This window comes from Granulicella sibirica, assembly GCF_004115155.1.
GTDB classification, from domain to species: Bacteria; Acidobacteriota; Terriglobia; order Terriglobales; family Acidobacteriaceae; genus Edaphobacter; species Edaphobacter sibiricus.
The window spans coordinates 1,292,022-1,310,361 of sequence record NZ_RDSM01000001.1 but is presented as its reverse complement, the minus strand read 5'-3'; the positions used below and the strand labels follow the sequence as shown (position 1 = coordinate 1,310,361).

At 57.7% G+C, this 18,340-nt stretch carries 14 protein-coding genes; 3 read left to right on the top strand and 11 right to left on the bottom strand.

Translation table 11 applies throughout. From position 1 onward, the window contains the following. Positions 1-82 precede the first annotated feature (82 nt). Both GRAN_RS05550 and GRAN_RS05545 read right to left on the bottom strand, forming a co-directional pair. On the bottom strand, positions 83-3,175 hold the full coding sequence (locus tag GRAN_RS05550) for an efflux RND transporter permease subunit (protein WP_161570855.1): 3,093 nt from the start codon (positions 3,173-3,175) through the stop codon (positions 83-85). A gap of 37 nt (positions 3,176-3,212) precedes the next feature. Continuing rightward, positions 3,213-4,433: an efflux RND transporter periplasmic adaptor subunit gene (locus GRAN_RS05545; protein WP_128911965.1), complete on the bottom strand. Its 1,221-nt coding sequence runs from the start codon at positions 4,431-4,433 to the stop codon at positions 3,213-3,215. 342 nt (positions 4,434-4,775) lie between these two features. On the opposite strand from GRAN_RS05545, the gene GRAN_RS05540 reads away from it, so the two are divergent. Both GRAN_RS05540 and GRAN_RS05535 read left to right on the top strand, forming a co-directional pair. Beyond that, entirely contained in the window at positions 4,776-5,909 is a 1,134-nt protein-coding gene (locus GRAN_RS05540) for a sensor histidine kinase (RefSeq protein ID WP_128911964.1), read from the top strand. Then, positions 5,906-6,682 (top strand): LytR/AlgR family response regulator transcription factor, encoded by a 777-nt coding sequence (locus GRAN_RS05535; protein WP_128911963.1) that lies wholly within the window; start codon positions 5,906-5,908, stop codon positions 6,680-6,682. The genes GRAN_RS05540 and GRAN_RS05535 overlap by 4 nt, the downstream gene beginning before the upstream one ends. Positions 6,683-6,842: 160 nt before the next feature. Here GRAN_RS05535 and kdpC read toward each other — a convergent pair whose 3' ends face one another. From kdpC to GRAN_RS05500, 7 genes are all read right to left on the bottom strand, one after another. Then, the gene (gene kdpC, locus GRAN_RS05530) at positions 6,843-7,403 is read right to left on the bottom strand and encodes a potassium-transporting ATPase subunit KdpC (protein ID WP_128911962.1); all 561 of its coding nucleotides are present in this window, start codon (positions 7,401-7,403) and stop codon (positions 6,843-6,845) included. A 26-nt stretch (positions 7,404-7,429) separates the two neighbouring features. Beyond that, positions 7,430-9,469 (bottom strand): potassium-transporting ATPase subunit KdpB, encoded by a 2,040-nt coding sequence (kdpB, locus tag GRAN_RS05525; RefSeq protein ID WP_128911961.1) that lies wholly within the window; start codon positions 9,467-9,469, stop codon positions 7,430-7,432. Between the two features lie 18 nt (positions 9,470-9,487). Further along, positions 9,488-11,266, bottom strand: a complete 1,779-nt coding sequence (gene kdpA, locus GRAN_RS05520; protein WP_128911960.1) for a potassium-transporting ATPase subunit KdpA — start codon at positions 11,264-11,266, stop codon at positions 9,488-9,490. A 2-nt stretch (positions 11,267-11,268) separates the two neighbouring features. Continuing rightward, on the bottom strand, positions 11,269-11,355 hold the full coding sequence (kdpF, locus tag GRAN_RS26920; protein WP_128912982.1) for a K(+)-transporting ATPase subunit F: 87 nt from the start codon (positions 11,353-11,355) through the stop codon (positions 11,269-11,271). 132 nt (positions 11,356-11,487) lie between these two features. After that, complete coding sequence (locus GRAN_RS05510; protein WP_161570854.1) at positions 11,488-12,768, bottom strand: outer membrane beta-barrel protein; 1,281 nt, start codon at positions 12,766-12,768, stop codon at positions 11,488-11,490. Between the two features lie 233 nt (positions 12,769-13,001). Then, positions 13,002-13,748, bottom strand: a complete 747-nt coding sequence (locus GRAN_RS05505; protein ID WP_128911958.1) for a response regulator transcription factor — start codon at positions 13,746-13,748, stop codon at positions 13,002-13,004. After that, on the bottom strand, positions 13,745-14,890 hold the full coding sequence (locus GRAN_RS05500) for a histidine kinase (protein WP_128911957.1): 1,146 nt from the start codon (positions 14,888-14,890) through the stop codon (positions 13,745-13,747). Before GRAN_RS05500 ends, GRAN_RS05505 begins: the two co-directional genes overlap by 4 nt. Before the next feature lie 43 nt (positions 14,891-14,933). Between GRAN_RS05500 and GRAN_RS05495 the strand changes: the two genes are divergently transcribed. Further along, the gene (locus GRAN_RS05495) at positions 14,934-16,424 is read left to right on the top strand and encodes a DUF4118 domain-containing protein (RefSeq protein ID WP_128911956.1); all 1,491 of its coding nucleotides are present in this window, start codon (positions 14,934-14,936) and stop codon (positions 16,422-16,424) included. 190 nt (positions 16,425-16,614) lie between these two features. Here GRAN_RS05495 and GRAN_RS05490 read toward each other — a convergent pair whose 3' ends face one another. Both GRAN_RS05490 and GRAN_RS05485 read right to left on the bottom strand, forming a co-directional pair. Continuing rightward, positions 16,615-16,884, bottom strand: coding sequence for a hypothetical protein (locus GRAN_RS05490; protein WP_128911955.1), 270 nt, complete (start codon positions 16,882-16,884; stop codon positions 16,615-16,617). Positions 16,885-17,044: 160 nt separating this feature from the next. Next, positions 17,045-18,193, bottom strand: coding sequence for an acyltransferase family protein (locus tag GRAN_RS05485; RefSeq protein WP_128911954.1), 1,149 nt, complete (start codon positions 18,191-18,193; stop codon positions 17,045-17,047). Positions 18,194-18,340 lie beyond the last annotated feature (147 nt).

Below are 18,340 nucleotides of genomic sequence, written 5' to 3'. Positions count from 1 at the left end.
CGCTCTAGGAGGTCAGGAATCGGTGAATCCTCCGGTGCCGCAGGGTGCCTAGCAAAGGTCGTACTCGATACGCTCCAGAGGCTCAAGAGACGCCAATCGCTTCCGAAGATGGATTTGCCTGACCATCACTCATTTCCTTCTGAGTTCTCCGGAAGCGATGCAGGCATAGATAGATTACCGGTGTCACATAAAGGGTGACGGTCTGAGAGAGCAGAAGGCCGCCGACGATTGCGATACCGAGGGGGCGGCGGGCCTCACCGCCAACACCTTGTCCGAATGCGATGGGAGCCGCGCCAAGCAACGCCGCCATGGTCGTCATCATGATGGGGCGGAAGCGCTGCAGGCAGCCCTGATAGATGGCCTGTTCGGGCTTCATGCCCTGGTTTCGCTCCGCGTCGATGGCGAAGTCGACGATCATAATGGCGTTCTTCTTGACGATGCCGATGAGCAAGATGATACCCAGGAAAGAGTAAAGATTAAGATCCTGGCCGAAGATGACGAGTGTCAGGAGCGCTCCGATGGCAGCGGCGGGGAGGCCGGAGAGGATCGTAATGGGGTGGATCAGACTTTCGTACAGGATGCCGAGAACGAGATAGATGACCATCACCGCGATGACGAGCAGGAGGCCGAGTCCTTTGAGAGAGCTTTGAAACTGTGCGGCGGTTCCCTGAAAGGTGAAGTTCATGCTGGCGGGGATGCCGATCTCGGAGGCTGCCCTGCGCACGGCCTGGGTTGCGTTATCGAGCGAGATGCCTGGCTTGAGGTCGAAGTGAAAGGTAACGGCGGGAAACTGCCCGAGATGGTTGACGGTGAGGGGCGCTACTGTCTGGTTGAAGGTGGTGACGGCTGAGAGAGGAACAAGCCTGCCTGAGGCTGATGCGAGATAGATGCCGCCGATCGCTTCGGGATCGCGCTGATATTGCGGGGCGACTTCGAGGATGATGTCGTATTGCTGCGATGCGACGGTGATGGTGTTGGCGCGGCGGTTTCCGAAGGCGTCGTAGATGGTGTTGGCGATCTTCTCGGAATCGACGTTGAGGGACATGGCAAGGTCGCGGCGGATGTCGACGTTGATGCGCGGCGCGCTCATCTGGAGGTCGGTTGAAACATTGGCGAGCTCGGGAAGCGAGTCGAGCTTGTCCTTGAGACGCGGAGCCCAGCGATAGAGCTGGTCGGCGTCGGGGCTTTGCAATGCGGCGGAGTACTGAGAGCGGGACTCGCTTTGTCCGAGGTCGATGAAGTCCGGCTGACGAAGATAGACCTTGAGTCCGGGAATTCGGTCGAGCTGCTTTTGCAGATTGGCGATGAGGATTTTGACGTTGGGCCGATGGCGGTCCTGACGGAGGTTGATCCAGAGCCAGCCTCCATTCTGAGAGAAGACGCCTGAGAGATTGCTTTGCATCCAGGGGACGGTGCTCATTACTCTGTTGACCTCTTCCGCGGATGAGATCATCTGGGCGAAGGAATTGTCCTGCGATGCTTCCATGGAGCCGGAGATGCCGCCGACATCGACGGTGGGCATGAAGCTCTTCGGGACGATGGCGAAGAGCACGGCGGTGGTGACAGTCATCGCAGTGGTAGCCACGATCATCGCGCGCGGATGCCGCAGGACACGATCGAGCGAGCTCCGATACGCGCTTTCGAGCGCGGCGTGGAAGCGCTCCGTGTGGCGATGGAACCAGTCGTCCGTGTGTGCGCGCTCGCTGAGGAAGCGGCTGCAGAGCATAGGGGTGAGCGTGAGCGCGGAGACTCCTGACAGCAGGATGGAGACCGTGATGGTAACGGCAAACTCGCGAAGTACCCGGCCGAGGACGCCTTCGAGAAAGAGAATGGGAAGGAAGACGGCGACGAGAGAAAGCGTCATGGAGATGATGGTGAAGCCGACCTCGGCGGACCCGGCGAAGGCTGCGTCAAGCCGGGACTTTCCCATCTCACGGTGGCGAACAATGTTCTCGAGCATGACGATGGCGTCATCGACGACGAACCCTACCGAGAGCGTGATGGCCATCATCGAAAACATATCGATGGTGTAGCCGAGAAGACGCATGACGATGAAGGAGCCCAGGATCGAGACGGGAATGGTGGCGCTGGCGATCAACGTCGAAGAAGCTGTTCCAAGAAATGCGAAGATGACGAGCACGACGAGGACGATGGTGATGGCGAGGGTCCGATTGACATCTGCGATGGAGTCTCGAACGATATCGGAGTTATCGGCGACATTGCCGAAACCCACGCCGGGAGGAAGGACTTCGCGCAAGGATTTGACCGCGGCCTTGACGCGATCGGCAACTTCTATGGTGTTCGCGCCGGGTTGCTTGCGGACGGCGAGGATGACACTGCGTTTCCCGTTGATCCAGAAGGTGCGCTTGTTGTTGGAGGAGTTGTTCTGAACGTTTGCGATCTGGCTAAGGCGCACGGGGAGTTGGTTTCGATAGGCGACGACGAGATCGGAGAACTGGCCGGCGGTGGTGAGCTGACTGTTCGCCTGCAGGGAGAAGTCTCTTGCGCTGCCATAGAGTGTGCCGCTGGGAAGGCTTGCGCTGTTCGACGTGAGAGAGCCGCGGATCTGTTCGAGATCGAGGCTGTAGGCGGCGAGGCGCGCGGGATCGACCTGGACACGAATGGCCGGGCGTTCGGGGCCGTAGACTTCGACCTGTGAGACTCCGTTGACCATGGATATCTGCTTTGAGACGATCTGCGTCGCGTAGCGTGAAAAGTCCTCGAAGGACATGGTCTGCGAGTGCATTTCGAGCCAGATGATGGGATCATCGGCGGGGTTCACCTTGGAATAGGACGGCGGGTCGGGCATGCCCGATGGGAGACTGCCGGCGGCGCGGGAGATGGCGGCCTGAACGTCCTGAGCCGCGGCGTCGACGCTGCGGCTAAGGGCGAACTGGAGAGTGATCTGGCTATCTCCGACGGAGCTGCTGGAAGTCATGTTCTCGATGCCAGGGATTCGCGAGAACTCGCTCTCAAGGGGCGTAGCCACGGTGGCGGCCATGGCGTCGGGGTTGGCGCCGGGAAGTGCGGCGGATACATGGATCGTGGGGTACTCTACCTCGGGAAGGTTGCTGACCGGAAGCGAGAGATAACTGAGCAGGCCGAATCCCGCAATGGCGGAGATCAGGAGCGTGGTCGTGATCGCGCGACGGATGAAGAATTCAGTAAAGCGCAAGATGAAGACCCCTCTCGGGACTGCGGCGAAAGGCTGCTTACGGATTGGGAGTCGTGTTGAGAGGCGTGATGTGAGCACCGGGAGTGAGGCGCAGCTGGCCTTCGGTTACGACCGTGTCTCCGAGACTTAGGCCGCTGCCGAGAACGGCGATTTCGCTGCCCGGTTGCGATGGGGAGTTCGTCGAGCGACATGTGCGGAGCACCGTGACGGGCACCATTGCGGCGACATTCGATTTGATTCGCCATGCGTACTTTCCTTCGAGCCCCTGCTGTACGGCGGACTGAGGGACGATGAGCTGATTCGGATCTACCCGCAGGCGGAGGCGAACGTTGACGAACTCGCCGGGCCAGAGTGTGCGGTCGGCGTTGGAAAAAGTGGCCTTCAGGCGAACGGTTCCGGTTGTGGCATCGACGGAGTTGTCGATGAAGTCGAGACGGCCTTTGGCTGGCAGGTGGTCGCCGTTGGTTGCCTCAACCTCCAGCGAGCCTATCGCGCTGAGCCGCTGCACCTCAGCGAGCGCCTGTTCGGGGGCTCCGAAGGTGACACGGATAGGCGCCAACTGAAGCAGCGTGACGAGCGTTGTATCGTTTTGCAGAACGACATTGCCAGCCTTGACCGCGATGGCTCCCGTACGCCCCGAGATGGGAGCGGTGACGTCGGAGAAGTTGAGCTGAAGCTGCGTCTGTGCGAGGCGAGCGCGATCGGCCTTGACGGCTCCTGCTGCCGCGGCGATGGCGGCCTGATCGGCACGAAGACTGGAGCGGGCGGCGTCGCCGGCGGTGACGGACTGGTTGACTGCCTGGCCTGAGATCACGCCGAGCTGGCCAAGCTTCACCGCGATGTCGGAATCAGCCTTGTGCTGCCTTTGCGAGGCGTCGTCTCGCGCCGCAACGGCGACGGCCTGTTGCTCCATGGCGATGTCGCGGTCGAGCTCGGCCTGCTGCTGCGCCTGTTGACGGCTCATGGTGTCGCGATCGATGGTGAAGAGGAGCTGACCTTTGGTGACGTCCTTGCCTTCGGTGAAGGCGACTGTTCTGATCTGGCCCGCGATGCGTGGCTTCACGTCGACACGCTCGACAGCCTCAACATTGCCTACGGCTTCGACCTCGAGGGGTACGTCCTGCGATATGACCTGAGTGATATGAACGGGGACAGCCTCGGGTGAGGACGCATCAGCGTGGACCACGGCACGAGAGCACGACGCGAGCGGGATGCACATCAGGATGCATAGTGGCGGGAGAACCTTACGTACCTTCATGCGCGCTTTACCTCAGAAGTTGAGCTTGGCCCTTTGTGCTTCGCGTGAAAACCGATATGCAGCCGGAGGTGCGAAGAGTGCAGGGAGTAGCGTCGAATGTGCGGTGGGCGATACTGCCTCCCGCTGGTTTGGAGCCAGCTCGATGGGATCGTTGGGAGGGGCCGCGATGCCTGACGGCTGGAGGCTCGTTGGCTGCAGCAAAGCGGGTGTTCGCTGCAAATGTCTTGTCGATGTCTCCTGGGAGGGTGATGCTGGCGCTTGAATGTTCTGTTGAACGAATCGTGGAACGCGTTAGATTTACTCAGAGACGAATCAGCCCTCCGGGGTGAAAGAGCAGACGCCATGAACGCTTCCACGAGATCCCCGGAGGACCAAAACACCATGGCGATCGAAGAGATATCCGCTGAAGAAGCTGCGACGCCGCTAGGCAGGGAGCTAAATGGCTATGCGGTGATTGTGCCGTTGGCGGCGATACTGGCGCTGGCTACGGCAGCCGAATGCGGGTCCGTGACCCATCCGGCGTCGGTGGCGTATGGCGCGGTCCTGTGGGGATGGTGGGGCACGATTGCGTGTGTTCTATGGAAACTGGCGCCTCGGTTGCCGGTCGTGTCCCGGCTTTCTGTAAAGACAATTCTGCTGCATGCAGTTTCGGGTTTGATCCTCGCGCTGGTTCATCTGTCGCTGCTTTGGGGTATCGGCTTTCCGCTGGGGTGGGGTCAGTCCAATCAAAAGATGATGCGGGGGGTTCTGTTTAACATCAACCGGGTTGGCCTCGAGCTCCTGATCTACGGATTCATTATCGGGATCACCGGGGTCGTTCAGCATAAGCTGCGCGCGCAGCACGATGCCATGCGCTCCCTCGAGCTTCAGAAACAGCTCTCGTCCGCCCATCTGCGCGCGCTGCAGATGCAACTGGAACCTCACTTTCTCTTCAACACGCTGAACGCGATTACGACATTGGTGGAGCTTGGACGGCAGAGCGAGGCGGTCGAGATGCTGTTGCATCTGAACCTCATTCTGAAAAGCACATTGAAACGGACAACGCCGGAGAAGGTTCCGCTTTCGCAAGAGCTGGAGATGATTGATAACTATCTCGCGATTGAGCAGATTCGATTTGCGGACCGATTGCAGGTGCAGATCAAGGTCGATCCTGGAGCACTGGACGGCATGGTGCCGTGCTTCCTGTTACAGCCGATCGTTGAGAATGCGATACGCCATGGAATTGCAAATTGCGTCAGTGAAGGAAAGGTGGAGGCTTCCGCGAGGCGAGAAGGCGGGAACCTGCACCTGCGGGTTCGGGACACGGGAACGGAAGCTGGCATACCGGCGCAGAACGGACACGGAATTGGGCTAAAGAATACGCGGGAACGGCTCGTGCACTTCTATCGAGATGAGTTCGCGATGAAGGCTCAGCCGCTCGATGAAGGTGGCTTTGAGGTTGCGATCATCATCCCCTACGAGCCGCAGAGACGATGAAGATGAAGGCCCTCATTGCGGATGACGAGCCACTGGCGCGGGAGCGATTGCGCTTTCTTCTCGACGGCGACGACGAGGTCGAACTGGTTGGAGAGTGCAGGAACGGAGCCGAGGTAGTGGCATCGCTGAAAGCGGAGCAGATCGATATTCTGTTTCTCGATATCGAGATGCCAGGCAAAGGAGGTTTCGAAGTGATCGAGCAGATGGGTGCGGCCCAGATGCCGGTGACCGTGTTTGTGACGGCTCATAACCAACATGCGCTCCACGCGTTTGAGGTGCACGCGTTCGACTACCTGACCAAGCCCGTCGAACGGGAACGGCTGAAGGCGACGCTAAGTCGAGCCAAGGAACGGATTGCTTCCGATGCTGCTCTCTTGAACCAGGAACGCCTGAAACAGGTTCTGACTGAGACGGGGATGCGTGGGGGTGGAACAAAAGAGTACCCGAAGCGGCTGCTGGTGCCGAACGGAGCGAAAGACGTGGTCGTCAACATCCAGGAGATCGAATGGATCGAGGCCGCGGACTACTACTCGTGCCTTCACGTTGGGACGAAGACGTTCATGCTGCGGGAGACGGTGAAGCAGTTGGAGAATACTCTCGATCCTGCCCGGTTTGTGAGAATCCACCGCTCGACAATTGTGAATATGGACTATGTCTGCGAAGTAGCGCGAGAGGGCCGCAACGAGGCATCGGTGCTTCTAAACCGTGGACAACGGCTGAAGATGAGCAAGAACGGGTGGCAGAATTTAGTCGCGGCCAGCAGATCATTCTGAACGCGCCAGGCGACCGAATGTCAACTAGTCTGGGCCGGGAGGATCACAGCCGCAGGCTCATCACCAGTATTGCAGTTCGCGCTTCGAGCAACTTTCCAGAGAAGATGCCTGTCGGGAGTACGCTAGCGTCTCGGCAACCGGCATCCTAGCTGTTGTGCACCTAGTTTTGACTGATCTGGTCTAGAGCGAGGTTGAGTTCAAGAACATTGATCCGCGGTTCGCCAAGAAGGCCGAACTGGCGCGGCGTGATGTGGGATTGGATGAGGCGGTTTACCTCCGACTTGGAGAGGTGGCGAGCTTGGGCTATGCGCGGACCCTGATAGAGTGCGGCATCGGGAGTGATGTCAGGGTCGAGTCCGGACGCGGAGGCCGTGACGAGGTCAATAGGGACGGGCTGGCCAGTCTGCTCGTTCGCCACCGATCTATTGATGCGGTCGACGAGGGTTTTGTTAGTCGGGCCTAAGTTCGAGCCGGAGGAGGCTTGGGCATCGTAGCCGATTCCGGCTGCGGACGGTCGGGAGTGAAAGTAGTTCGGTCCCGTGAAAGGCTGGCCGAGAATGCGGGATCCTATGAGGTGCCCATTGCTGATGATGAGTTGGCCGTTGGCCTTATCGCGGAAGAGAGCTTGGCCTATACCCAGGATCGTGAAGGGATAGGCGATCCCGAGAAAAAGAGCGGTAATGACCGTGTAGGCGATGGCGGTAGCGAGGGTACGCTTCATGGGCTTGCTCCCTGATAAATGTTCCATTATGCGAGGTGGATGCCGGTGATCAAGAGGTCAATGAGCTTGATGCCGAAAAACGGAACGATGATTCCGCCCAGTCCGTATATGAGGAGATTGCGCTGAAGCAGCGACTCAGCCGAGAGCGCTCGATAACTCACGCCGCGCAGAGCAAGCGGGATAAGCGCGACGATGACGAGCGCATTGAAGATGACGGCTGAGAGCACGGCCGATTGCGGAGTGTGAAGGTGCATGATGTTGAGCACCTGCAGGACCGGAAAGACTCCCGCGAACATCGCCGGGATGATGGCGAAGTACTTGGCGACATCATTTGCGATCGAGAAAGTGGTGAGTGCGCCGCGGGTCATCAGGAGTTGCTTGCCGATGGCGACGATCTCGATGAGCTTGGTCGGGTTAGAGTCCAGATCGACCATATTGCCGGCTTCTTTGGCTGCCTGGGTCCCGGAGTTCATGGCGACGCCTACGTCCGCCTGAGCAAGTGCGGGCGCATCGTTGGTGCCGTCTCCGGTCATGGCTACAAGCTTGCCCTCAGCCTGTTCGCGGCGGATCAGGTCCATTTTGTCTTTTGGTTTGGCTTCTGCGAGGAAGTCGTCGACGCCTGCTTCGCGCGCGATGGCTGCGGCGGTAAGAGGATTATCGCCGGTGATCATCACCGTGCGGATGCCCATACGGCGGAGTTCGTTGAAGCGCTCCTTCATACCGCCCTTGACGATGTCCTTAAGATGGACCACACCCATGGCGCGATCACCCTCAGCAACGACGAGCGGAGTGCCACCAGAGCGCGCGACTGCTTCTACATTGTGGCGGACCTCCCGTGGAAGGCTGGAGCCGAGGTCGACGAGATACGTTTCAATCGCGTCTGCCGCGCCCTTGCGGACGATGCGTTCGTCGAGATTGACGCCCGACATGCGGGTAACAGCGCTGAACGGGATAAAGGTAGCGTTCTTGAGATTGAACTCGCGCCCGCGCAGGCCAAATTTCTCTTTGGCGAGGACTACGATAGACCGGCCTTCAGGCGTCTCGTCGGGAAGAGAGGAGAGTTGGGCTGCGTCAGCGAGTTGATCGGCACTGACTCCGGGTGCGGGCAGGAAGGCACAGGCCTCACGGTTGCCGATGGTGATGGTCCCAGTCTTATCGAGCAGCAAAGTGTTAACGTCGCCCGCCGCCTCGACTGCCCTGCCCGACATAGCGAGAACGTTGTGCTGGACAAGGCGATCCATACCGGCGATGCCGATGGCCGAGAGCAGGCCGCCGATGGTCGTGGGGATGAGGCAGACGAGCAGCGACACGAGCACAAAGATAGTTTGCGGCGCACCCGCGTAGACGGCAAAGGGTTGGAGAGTGACGACGGCAAGGAGAAAAATGATGGTAAGACCAGCAAGGAGAATATTGAGAGCGATCTCGTTGGGCGTCTTCTGACGCTCGGCACCCTCTACGAGAGCGATCATGCGATCGATGAATGTCTCTCCGGGATTCGATGTGATACGGATACGGATGAGGTCGGAGAGAACGCGCGTACCACCCGTGACAGCGGAGCGATCGCCACCGGCCTCACGGATGACAGGCGCGGACTCGCCGGTGATGGCGGACTCATCAACCGAGGCAACCCCGAAGATGACCTCGCCATCTCCTGGAATCATCTCGTTGACCGCGACGACAACGACGTCGTCGACGCGCAGTTGCGAGCTTGGCACCTCTTCGATAGCTCCGTCATTCGAGTCTTTACGAAGACGACGTGCAACCGTCTCGCTCTTGGCTTTGCGGAGGCTATCCGCCTGTGCCTTGCCGCGGCCCTCCGCCATAGCCTCGGCGAAGTTTGCGAAGAGCACGGTAAACCAGAGCCACAGTGTGATCTGTAGATTGAAGCCGAAGTCCCTGTGGTGCCTGAAGCTAACAACAAGCAAGACTGTGGTGAGGACACTGCCGACCTCAACAATGAACATGACCGGGTTCCTCGCCATGCTACGTGGGTCAAGTTTGCGCAGGGCCTCGATGGAAGCGCGGCTGAGGATCAGGGGTTGAAAGAGAGCGGTCTGTTTCGCCATGATGTACTTTCTTCTGAATTAGTAGGTGTTGCCGGCGTGCATCTGGAGATGCTCGAGGATAGGACCGAGCGCGACAACCGGAAAGAAAGTGAGCGCGCCGACGATGAGGATGACGGAGCAGAGCAGGACGACAAACAGCGGTGTAGTAACCGGGAAGGTGCCTTGCGATACGGGAACGATCTTCTTCCTCGCGAGGTTGCCGGCGATGGCAAGCATGGGAATGATCATGAGGAAACGGCCGGCAAACATGCTGAAGCCGAGCGTGTAGTTGTACCAGTTGGTATTGGCGTTGAGTCCTGCGAAGGCACTTCCGTTATTGCCCACGGCGCTTGCGAAGGCGTAGAGAATCTCAGACAACCCGTGTGGACCCTGGTTTGCGAGGCTTGAGGTCCCAAAGGTGGGCGCGAGCACTGAAACCGCAGAGAAGCCCAGGATGAGCAGGGGGAAGATGAGAAGGTAAAGCATCGCAAGTTGAATGTCGGCGGCTTCAATTTTCTTGCCGAGGTACTCGGGGGTCCGACCGACCATTAGACCTGCAATAAAGACAGCGAGCAGGACAAATATGAGCATGCCGTACATGCCCGCACCAACGCCACCGAAGACGATCTCGCCAAGCAGGATATTAACCATGGGCACCATGCCGCCGATGGGGGTGAAGCTGTCATGCATGGAATTGACGGCGCCACAGCTCGCATCGGTGGTTATGGTGGCGAAGAGGGCTGAGTTGGCTATTCCGAAGCGGACTTCTTTGCCTTCCATGTTGCCGCCAGGTTGCGTACCGGTCGAAACCTGAGAGACATGATGGAACAGAGGGTTGGAGCGAGATTCGGCATGGTATGCGGCAAGTACACCAACGAAGAAGAACATGCTCATTGCAGCGAGAATGGCCCAGCCGTGACGCGGCGAACCGACCATGCGTCCGAGGGTGAAGGTAAGCCCCGCCGGTATAAGAAAGATGGACAGCATTTGTAGGAAGTTGGTAAACGGAGTGGGATTTTCAAACGGGTGAGCGCTGTTGGCATTGAAGAAGCCTCCACCGTTCGTTCCGAGCATCTTGATAGCCTCCTGAGAGGCGACGGGACCTTGGGCGATGTTCTGCACGGAGACGGTCTGAACTGTGGATGCCGCGCCATTGGTGCCCGGTGTGCTTACATCCTGTTTTTCGACGAGAGTGGCAGTGTCGTAAGGCCGCAAATTCTGGACGACACCTTGCGAGACGAGCAAGGTTGCATAGACAAGACAAAGTGGAAGCAGAACATAGAGGATCGAACGAGTCATGTCGACCCAGAAGTTACCAAGCGTTGTCCTCTCCCGGCGCGCAATGCCGCGGATGAATGCGATAGCAAGGGCCATCCCGACCGCTGCGGACCAGAAATTATGCGTCGCCAGACCCAGCATCTGGGTGAGGTAGCTCATTGTTGATTCAGGTACGTAACTTTGCCAGTTGGTGTTGGTCGTGAAGGAGACAGCGGTGTTCCAAGCGAGGCCAGGAGCAACCCCTGGAAGATGCTGCGGGTTGAAGGGAAGCCAGCGTTGTGCGCGCTCGACCCCATATGTCAACAGCATGGTTGTAGCTGAAAAAAGGAGCATGGCAAGGGCATACTGACTCCAACTCATCTCTTCGTCGGGCCGGACGCCGGTCAACTTGTAGAGGATGCGTTCGCAAGGCCCAAGGATGAGGTCGAAAGGCGTGTTTCTTCGTTCATACACGCAGACCATATAGATGCCAAGGGGGCGTGCGAGCACGAGGACAGAAGCGAATAATACTATGATTTGGAGCCAACCGTTGGTCGTCACGACTAGAACTTCTCCGGACGCAGCATTGCGTAGACGAGGTACGCGAGCAGTGCGAAACAGAGCGCGAGGATGAGGATGTTTTCAAGCATTTGGGAGAGGCTTTCTGCTGCGGGTGAGGAGATCGCAGCCGCGAAGGTAGAGGATCGAGATGAGAAAGAGAGCGATGGTTCCAGCGATGCTAAGGAGGTCGGACATGGTGGAGTCCCGGATAAGGTCTGGTCTTAGAAGTGGTAGATAAGGTCCGCGGCTATCACGAACTGAGTCTTCTTGGTGCCGAGGTCATAGGCGGCAGCCTGGTAGCTATGTTCTAGGCGGACCTCCGGGCGTAAGAGGATGGTCGATCCGACCCAGTGGCCATAGCTGATCAGGTGCTCGGAGTATCGGGTCTGGTAGCCGGTCCGTTGCCCCCTTATATCGTCGAGGTAGTCTGCCCGGAAGGAGAGGTAGTTGTGAGTATTGATCTCCCTTTCGACGTAGTTTGTGATTGCATATTCGGGTGCGTAGCAGAGGTGCTGGCCGGGGTGGCAAAAGGCTCCGTTTGCGCCGACCTCTGGAGCGATGGGCTTAGTGACGTTACCGGCGATGTTAGGAACGTCTCGCTCGTACATGTACCAGAACTCGGTATCGGTGTGCCACTTGGCATTGATCTTGTGATACCAGGTTTCGTAGTAACCCTGGAGACTGTTGTAGGCGTACTTGCCTTTGTTAAAGGAGTTAGCGCAGGTGTAGAGAGCGTCGCCACCTTTGTGCCATGTGTAATCGACGCATGCGGTACCGGTTGGAGTCGCATCCTTGGTCCAGGGAGCAACATCGTCTCCGCCCGAGAAGCCAGCTTGTAAGAGCCAGTGGTTTGAGAGCTTGATGCTCGCGACGATACCAGTTTGGGTGTACGGGTCAACCGTGTATAGCAGAGAGTGCGAGTAGGTGTAGTTGTTAGGAGCGAGCTGAGCTTCGATATCAGGCAGCGAGATATAGCGGCCGACTCGGATGTTCATACCCTCGGCTATGTGGGGCACATAGAGGTCAAAGTAAAACATGACAGGATCGTAACCATTCTGGCGGTTATGAACGAGAAGTTGGTCAGACAGGTAACCTTTGGCGGTTGTGTAGCGGTAGTCCTGACCATAAAGCTGAGCGAAGCGAAAACCCCAATCAAGGTGTTCTGTTTGGACAGAGTTGGGGAGGCGCTCGACGTAAAGCACCTGTTGATCGCCAGTCATGCGGTTGGGATTGACGTAGTAGGAAGCGGGGGCATTTGCCCCGGTGCCCTTGTTGGAAGTGGATGCGTTGAAGCCGCCATTGAGCCAGCCGTATACCTTGACGCGGCTCTGGTTGCCGTTGATGGCTTGCATGAGCGGGTAGGTTTGGGTGTCGGGCGCGCCGATGACGGGTGTGCCGCCGACAGAGTAGTCGCTGGATGGAAATGGTGGAGAGTCGAGAGGTGCTGGGTAGCCACGGCGAACAGGATCGGGACCTGCGAGTTCAGCAGGATGCCAATCCATGCGATAAGTGTCAGCAAGTCGCAAAAGAAGAGTGCGATTGCCCTCTACATCCGATGTGGAGGGAGCCTTGTCTGCCTGAGCATCCGGGGATGTAGATTGTGCGTAAAGAGAGGAGCTCCGGGCCGCGAAGGAGATACAGAGGGAGACTACCGCGAACTTTCTACTCAGCATTACCTGACTACTCCAGCCATGAGTAGAACGCTGAAGGACGTTAAGGATCCATAGAAGCGGAGTTAAGAATGCGTAAGTGCGGTTGGGTCAGGGTCTCCGTCAGGGTTGCCGTCAGGTGTAAAGCGGTAGCCGATCCAGGGCTCGTTGCGAACGTAACGCGGCTCGAGCTTCTGATTCGCAACTTCGGGTGCCGCTTCAATCTTCTTCCGGAGCTGAGCGATGAGGACTCGGAGATACTCGGGATTGCCGTCCCCCGGGCTGCCCCAAATCGCATGCAGGAGGATCTTGTGAGTGAGCACTCGGCCGGGATGGCGCGCAAAGAAAACAAGCAGGTCGAATTCTTTGGGGGTGAGATGAAGATCTCTTCCGCGAAAGGTGACATGGTGGCGATCGATGTCGATGAAAAAGTCGCCGGAAGATATCTGGCGGGCGCCAAGGTCGGTAGTGGGACGGCGCAGGCGGGAGCGGACACGCGCCAGTAATTCCTGAATCCCGAAGGGCTTGGTGATGTAGTCGTCCGCTCCTTCGTCGAGCGCCTGGATTTTCATAGGCTCTGAGTTGCGGACCGAGAGGACGATGATGGGGATGTCACCGAGCTTGCGGATGGCACGAGTCAGTGCCAGCCCGTCCATGAACGGCATGGCGAGGTCGGTGATGACGAGCTGAGGCTCGAAGGTGTGGAAGCGCTCGATTGCCTGCTCGCCATCGGATGCGATGGCGACTTCGTAGCCGCTGCTTTCGAGCGATGCACGGAGCACACGTGCGATCTGAGGCTCGTCATCGACGACGAGGATGCGGCGAGACGTCATGCCTGCTCCTGCGTGATGATGTGAAGGTCGGCGTGGGGAGCTCCGGCCATGAAGCGCTGGATCGCGAGGTAATAGAGATATTTCTTAAGACCATTGACGGCTGAGCGGCCGAAGATGACCTGAGTAATACGGCGCTCTGTGACAAAGGCTGCAGTAGCCCGCGCGACACTTGTGTCGCGCAGTTCGATGATCTCGGCCCCGAGGTTTCGTGCAAAGCGGATGTTTCCGTCAAAGGAGCGCATGCGGTCTTCAGTAACCTCTTTGCCCTGATGGACGTGGATGACAAAGAGTTCAGCGCCAAGACCCTCGGCTACCCGCGCTCCACGCGCGATAAGCTGCCGCGCGTGGGGACTGGAGCTGATACAGACGGCAACTTTCTCCTTGACGCACCACTCGCCACCAAGGCGTTTACGAGTGACGTAGGCGTCGAGATTGCGGTCGACAGCGCGGGTCACTTGGCGCAATGCCATCTCACGCAATGCGATGAGGTTACCCCTTCGGAAGAAGTGAGCAAGAGCCCGCTCGACACGCTCTTCCGGATAGACGTCCCCCCGCTTCATGCGGGTTTCAAGGGCTTCGGGAGTGACGTCTGCGAGGACGATCTCGTCGGCTCGTTCGAGCACCCAGTCCGGGATGGATTCACGTACGGTGATGCCTGTCAGGCTCTGGATCCGTGGGATGAGGCTTTCGATGTGCTGGATGTTGACTGTGGTCAGGACGTCGATCTTGGCCTCTAGCAGGTCCATAACATCTTCATAGCGCTTAAGGTGGCGGCTGCCCTCGATGTTCGTGTGGGCAAGTTCGTCGATAAGGACGACGGCGGGTTTGCGGTCTAGAATAGCGTCAAGATCCATCTCGGCGAATAGCGTACCGCGATACTCTAGCTCGCGACGGGGCACGATGGGTAGGTGGGCGACGAGCTCCGCAGTGTTGACGCGGCCATGAGTTTCAACGACTCCAATGAGCACGTTCTCGCCGCGAGAAGAGCGGCGGATAGCCTCGGAGAGCATGGAGAAGGTCTTGCCTACTCCAGGTGCATAGCCGAGGAATATCTTGAGACGTCCGCGAGGATTCTCGGACGCGGCCAGATATTCGAGCCACTGCTCAGGGCTTCTTGACGAGAATGTGGGTTTACCTGGCATCGGTACAATCGATCTTGTGACCTCAAGAGTAACGCGAGAGACGATGCGATGGTGCGCGGCGGTATTGCTGCTCGCTAGTATTTTGGGTGCGTATACCCATCTGCCGGATCTGAACCCGACGACGGTTGCGTTGACTTTGCTTCTTTATATTTTGCTCCTGGCCTCGACGTGGGGCTTTCGCTATGCGCTGACTGCTTCCTTTGTTTCGGCGGTTTGCTTCAACTATTTTTTTCTCCCACCCATCGGGACATTCGTGATCGCCGACAGCCAGAACTGGATAGCGCTCATGGCATTTCTGGCGACTGCTCTAATCGGGAGCAACCTGTCGAATCGGATCCGAACGGAGGCAGATGCAGCCAATCAGAGACGTCGCGAGCTGGAGCTCTTGTATGACTTCGGCCAGAGGCTGCTATCGACTGAGAGCACCCACAAGCTTCTCAATGCCATTCCGCACGATATCGTCAGTGCGTTTCGGTCCCGGGCTGCGGCTCTTTACTTGTTGGACGGGGATCGTGTGTACTTTTCTGAGCCTGTGACATCGGCTGAGAGCCTCGATGTTTTGCGCCAAGCAGTTTTTTCGGCGAACACTTTCTGCGTGGCGCGTAACGGCCAGTTGTCCAGCGGGATCGGGTCGGGACTCCCGAAGCAGCTAGATGCCTCACCGGAGTTGGAGTGGGCAACCCTTTCCCTGCTGGTAGGGGTCAGGCCGATCGGCTCGATCAAGGTGGAGGGTAATCTTCCTTCGCGCGAGACGCTTGAGGCGATGAGCAGTCTGATCGCGATCGCGATCACAAGCGCGACTGCGGTCGAAAAGCTCGCGCGAGCAGATGCGGCGCAAGAGAGCGAGCGACTTCGGGCCGCACTCCTCGATTCGGTTACACACGACTTGAGGACGCCGCTGACGTCGATCAAGGTCTCCGTGACTACTCTTCTGTCGCAGCATAACTTGCGGGAGGTGGCACGCATGGAACTGCTGACTGTCATAAACGAGGAAAGTGATCGGTTGAATCATCTGATTACGCAGGCGACGGAAATGGCGCGCCTGGATGCGAGAGAGATTCGGCTGAACCTCCAGGAACACGACGCACGCGAGTTGATTGATGCGGCGCTGCTCGCTTTTAGCGGATCCATAGAAGACCGGCAAGTGGAGATTCGGCTGTCCGATACCATGCGCAAGGTAGGAGTGGACCTGGAGCTGATGACGAAGGTGCTAATTCACCTGATCGAGAATGCTGTAAAGTATTCGCCAGCCGGTTCTGCGATCTTCATCTCGGGGGGTGCCGAGGGCGGCAACGCATGGATCAGCGTGGCAGATCGAGGCGTGGGGATCGAAGGAATGGAACTGGAGATGATCTTCGACAAGTTTTATCGCGGGCAGAGCCAGCGACACCGCGTGCAGGGAACCGGGATGGGGCTTGCGATCTCCAAGGCGATCTTGGAGGCGCATGGCGGAAAAATCGGAGTAACCAGTCAGGCAGGAAGCGGCTCTGTGTTCACGATCTATTTGCCGTTGCAACCGAAGGCTGACCTCTAAAACGACGGCGTTAGTGGAAAGGCAAGTGGTAGCACCGCCGACAAATCCGTTGCGATCAGAAAGAACGAGACAGCACCAGATCCTTACAAACCCCGATTCGCACAGAGCCACGGCCGGATGGCACATGGCACAAACAGACTGGCCACTAGGCAAAGGGTCAAGAATTTTCTACTCCGCCGACGCCTGAACTCTAGATATCTGAGAGGTCAAACGCTTTCTGAAGACTGAAGGCGATATCGCGCCCATCCAAGAGAGTTCTCAGAATTCGTTGTTTCAATTCCGAACGAAGCTTAGGTTTGAAGGTCTCAACTGCTTGCTCTGGCGTGTCGTAAACCCCCGGGGTAGTCCACAGATTCGCTGAAGCCGGATCTCCAAAGACATAAAGCTTGTACTTGGTGGCCGTGTCGTTCTGCTTCTTGATCGGCTCGATGACGATGTCTTGAAAACCTTGTGAAATCATGCGGATGAGCCTATCACTGTTGTCCTACTTCTGTATAGGCTCCACACAGAGGGCTGGGCGCCGCTCTCAAGAAGACCCACGTCGAGGATTTGTCCGTGATGGTATCTCGGGAGCAACTCAGCAGTTTCCAGGAGGTTGTCTTGACCGGAGTTTAGGGGCTTTATTCGCTCAGAACGCCCTCGCCATAGCTTGGAATTGACTTGTCGCTCTCAACTAATCGAAAGGCTTTAGAATCCTCTTCTCGATCTGGCGTTGCCGACGGCACTAGCCGACGGCTGAATCTTGCGAATGGCTTTTCGATCAAATAGTAGCTACCGATCGCACAGATTGCCATAAGCAGGATTCGTCTACCGAAGCTCCCTCTGCTTGTGGGACAGTCAGGTTCGAAATGGTGTGTAAAAAAGAGCTGTTGCCAGAGATAGAGGCTGTAAGAGATCCGGCCAAGGTAGCGAAGCGGTGCCCATTCCAAGAATCTGCCAAAAACTCCCTCGCTGTTCAAAGTGGACCCAAGAACCACGCAGGGCGTCAGCAGGGTCAACAGAGTAATCTGCCAATTCTTGCCCTGTCCAAGAGGGATGATGCATACCACTGCGACCACTAGCAGAGGCCAGAAACGTAACCACCTGCTGATGACCATTCTTTGGAGAGGATCAGCGGCTAGAACAGCGAAGAGAGCCGCGACCAGAATCGCGTCGACCCGCACGTCAGTATGGAAGCGAACGTGATTCCAGGTGTGACTACGAAGTATCAAGGCCCTGTGGATGAAAACTCCTAAAATCAGGGCGGTCAAGACCTGAATACGATTCCGCAGAGCGGCGAATACAAGGATGGCGGGAAAGATGAAGTAGAACTGCTCCTCAAGGGCGAGCGACCAGAATTGACCCGTATACCAGCCAACTCGGTGAACGAACAGATGACCGTAGTTTCTGGCGAAGAGAAGAGATTCCAACCATTCCCCGGAACCTACCCTTAAATCGAGCTTTCTCGAAAGCACTGCGAGAACGAGCAGGTAAGCTACCGCAGGCGGCAAGATGCGCAGGGCTCTTCGAGCGTAGAACCGCCTGAGATCGATCGAGCCTGTCACGCGCTCCTCGTCAAGCAGACGCGAGCAGATCAAGAAACCGCTAATGGCGAAGAATACGTCGACCCCATAAGACCCGTACTCATAGAACCAACGAGTGCTCAGAGGTCCAAAGGTATGAAGAGAATCGTGAAAGAGGATGACTGCCAGAATGGAAAGTGCTCTCCATCCATCCAGGGTAGGGAGGTAGCCGGACGAGTGGGGTGTGCGCCTCGAAATGGTGAGCATATCCTTGCTCCGCTTACAGAAAATGGGGGCCCGAATCAGTTTTCAATCCATCGGATGGGAGACCCAAGAGGGCAGAACCCTGTCGTGTTCACAGACAAGCAATCGCAGCTCTGCCCATCATCGTGGAAGTGCTCGAGATCTCTCAAC

What these genes read in the sequence shown, in the direction of transcription:
- GRAN_RS05545 (WP_128911965.1), bottom strand. Translation starts at nt 4,433, where the DNA reads ATGAAGGTACGTAAGGTTCTCCCGCCACTATGCATCCTGATGTGCATC.
- GRAN_RS05540 (WP_128911964.1), top strand. Translation starts at nt 4,776, where the DNA reads ATGAACGCTTCCACGAGATCCCCGGAGGACCAAAACACCATGGCGATC.
- GRAN_RS05535 (WP_128911963.1), top strand. Translation starts at nt 5,906, where the DNA reads ATGAAGATGAAGGCCCTCATTGCGGATGACGAGCCACTGGCGCGGGAG.
- kdpC (WP_128911962.1), bottom strand. Translation starts at nt 7,403, where the DNA reads ATGAAGCGTACCCTCGCTACCGCCATCGCCTACACGGTCATTACCGCT.
- kdpB (WP_128911961.1), bottom strand. Translation starts at nt 9,469, where the DNA reads ATGGCGAAACAGACCGCTCTCTTTCAACCCCTGATCCTCAGCCGCGCT.
- kdpF (WP_128912982.1), bottom strand. Translation starts at nt 11,355, where the DNA reads ATGCTTGAAAACATCCTCATCCTCGCGCTCTGTTTCGCACTGCTCGCG.
- GRAN_RS05510 (WP_161570854.1), bottom strand. Translation starts at nt 12,768, where the DNA reads ATGGATTGGCATCCTGCTGAACTCGCAGGTCCCGATCCTGTTCGCCGT.
- GRAN_RS05505 (WP_128911958.1), bottom strand. Translation starts at nt 13,748, where the DNA reads ATGACGTCTCGCCGCATCCTCGTCGTCGATGACGAGCCTCAGATCGCA.
- GRAN_RS05500 (WP_128911957.1), bottom strand. Translation starts at nt 14,890, where the DNA reads ATGCCAGGTAAACCCACATTCTCGTCAAGAAGCCCTGAGCAGTGGCTC.
- GRAN_RS05495 (WP_128911956.1), top strand. Translation starts at nt 14,934, where the DNA reads ATGCGATGGTGCGCGGCGGTATTGCTGCTCGCTAGTATTTTGGGTGCG.
- GRAN_RS05490 (WP_128911955.1), bottom strand. Translation starts at nt 16,884, where the DNA reads ATGATTTCACAAGGTTTTCAAGACATCGTCATCGAGCCGATCAAGAAG.
- GRAN_RS05485 (WP_128911954.1), bottom strand. Translation starts at nt 18,193, where the DNA reads ATGCTCACCATTTCGAGGCGCACACCCCACTCGTCCGGCTACCTCCCT.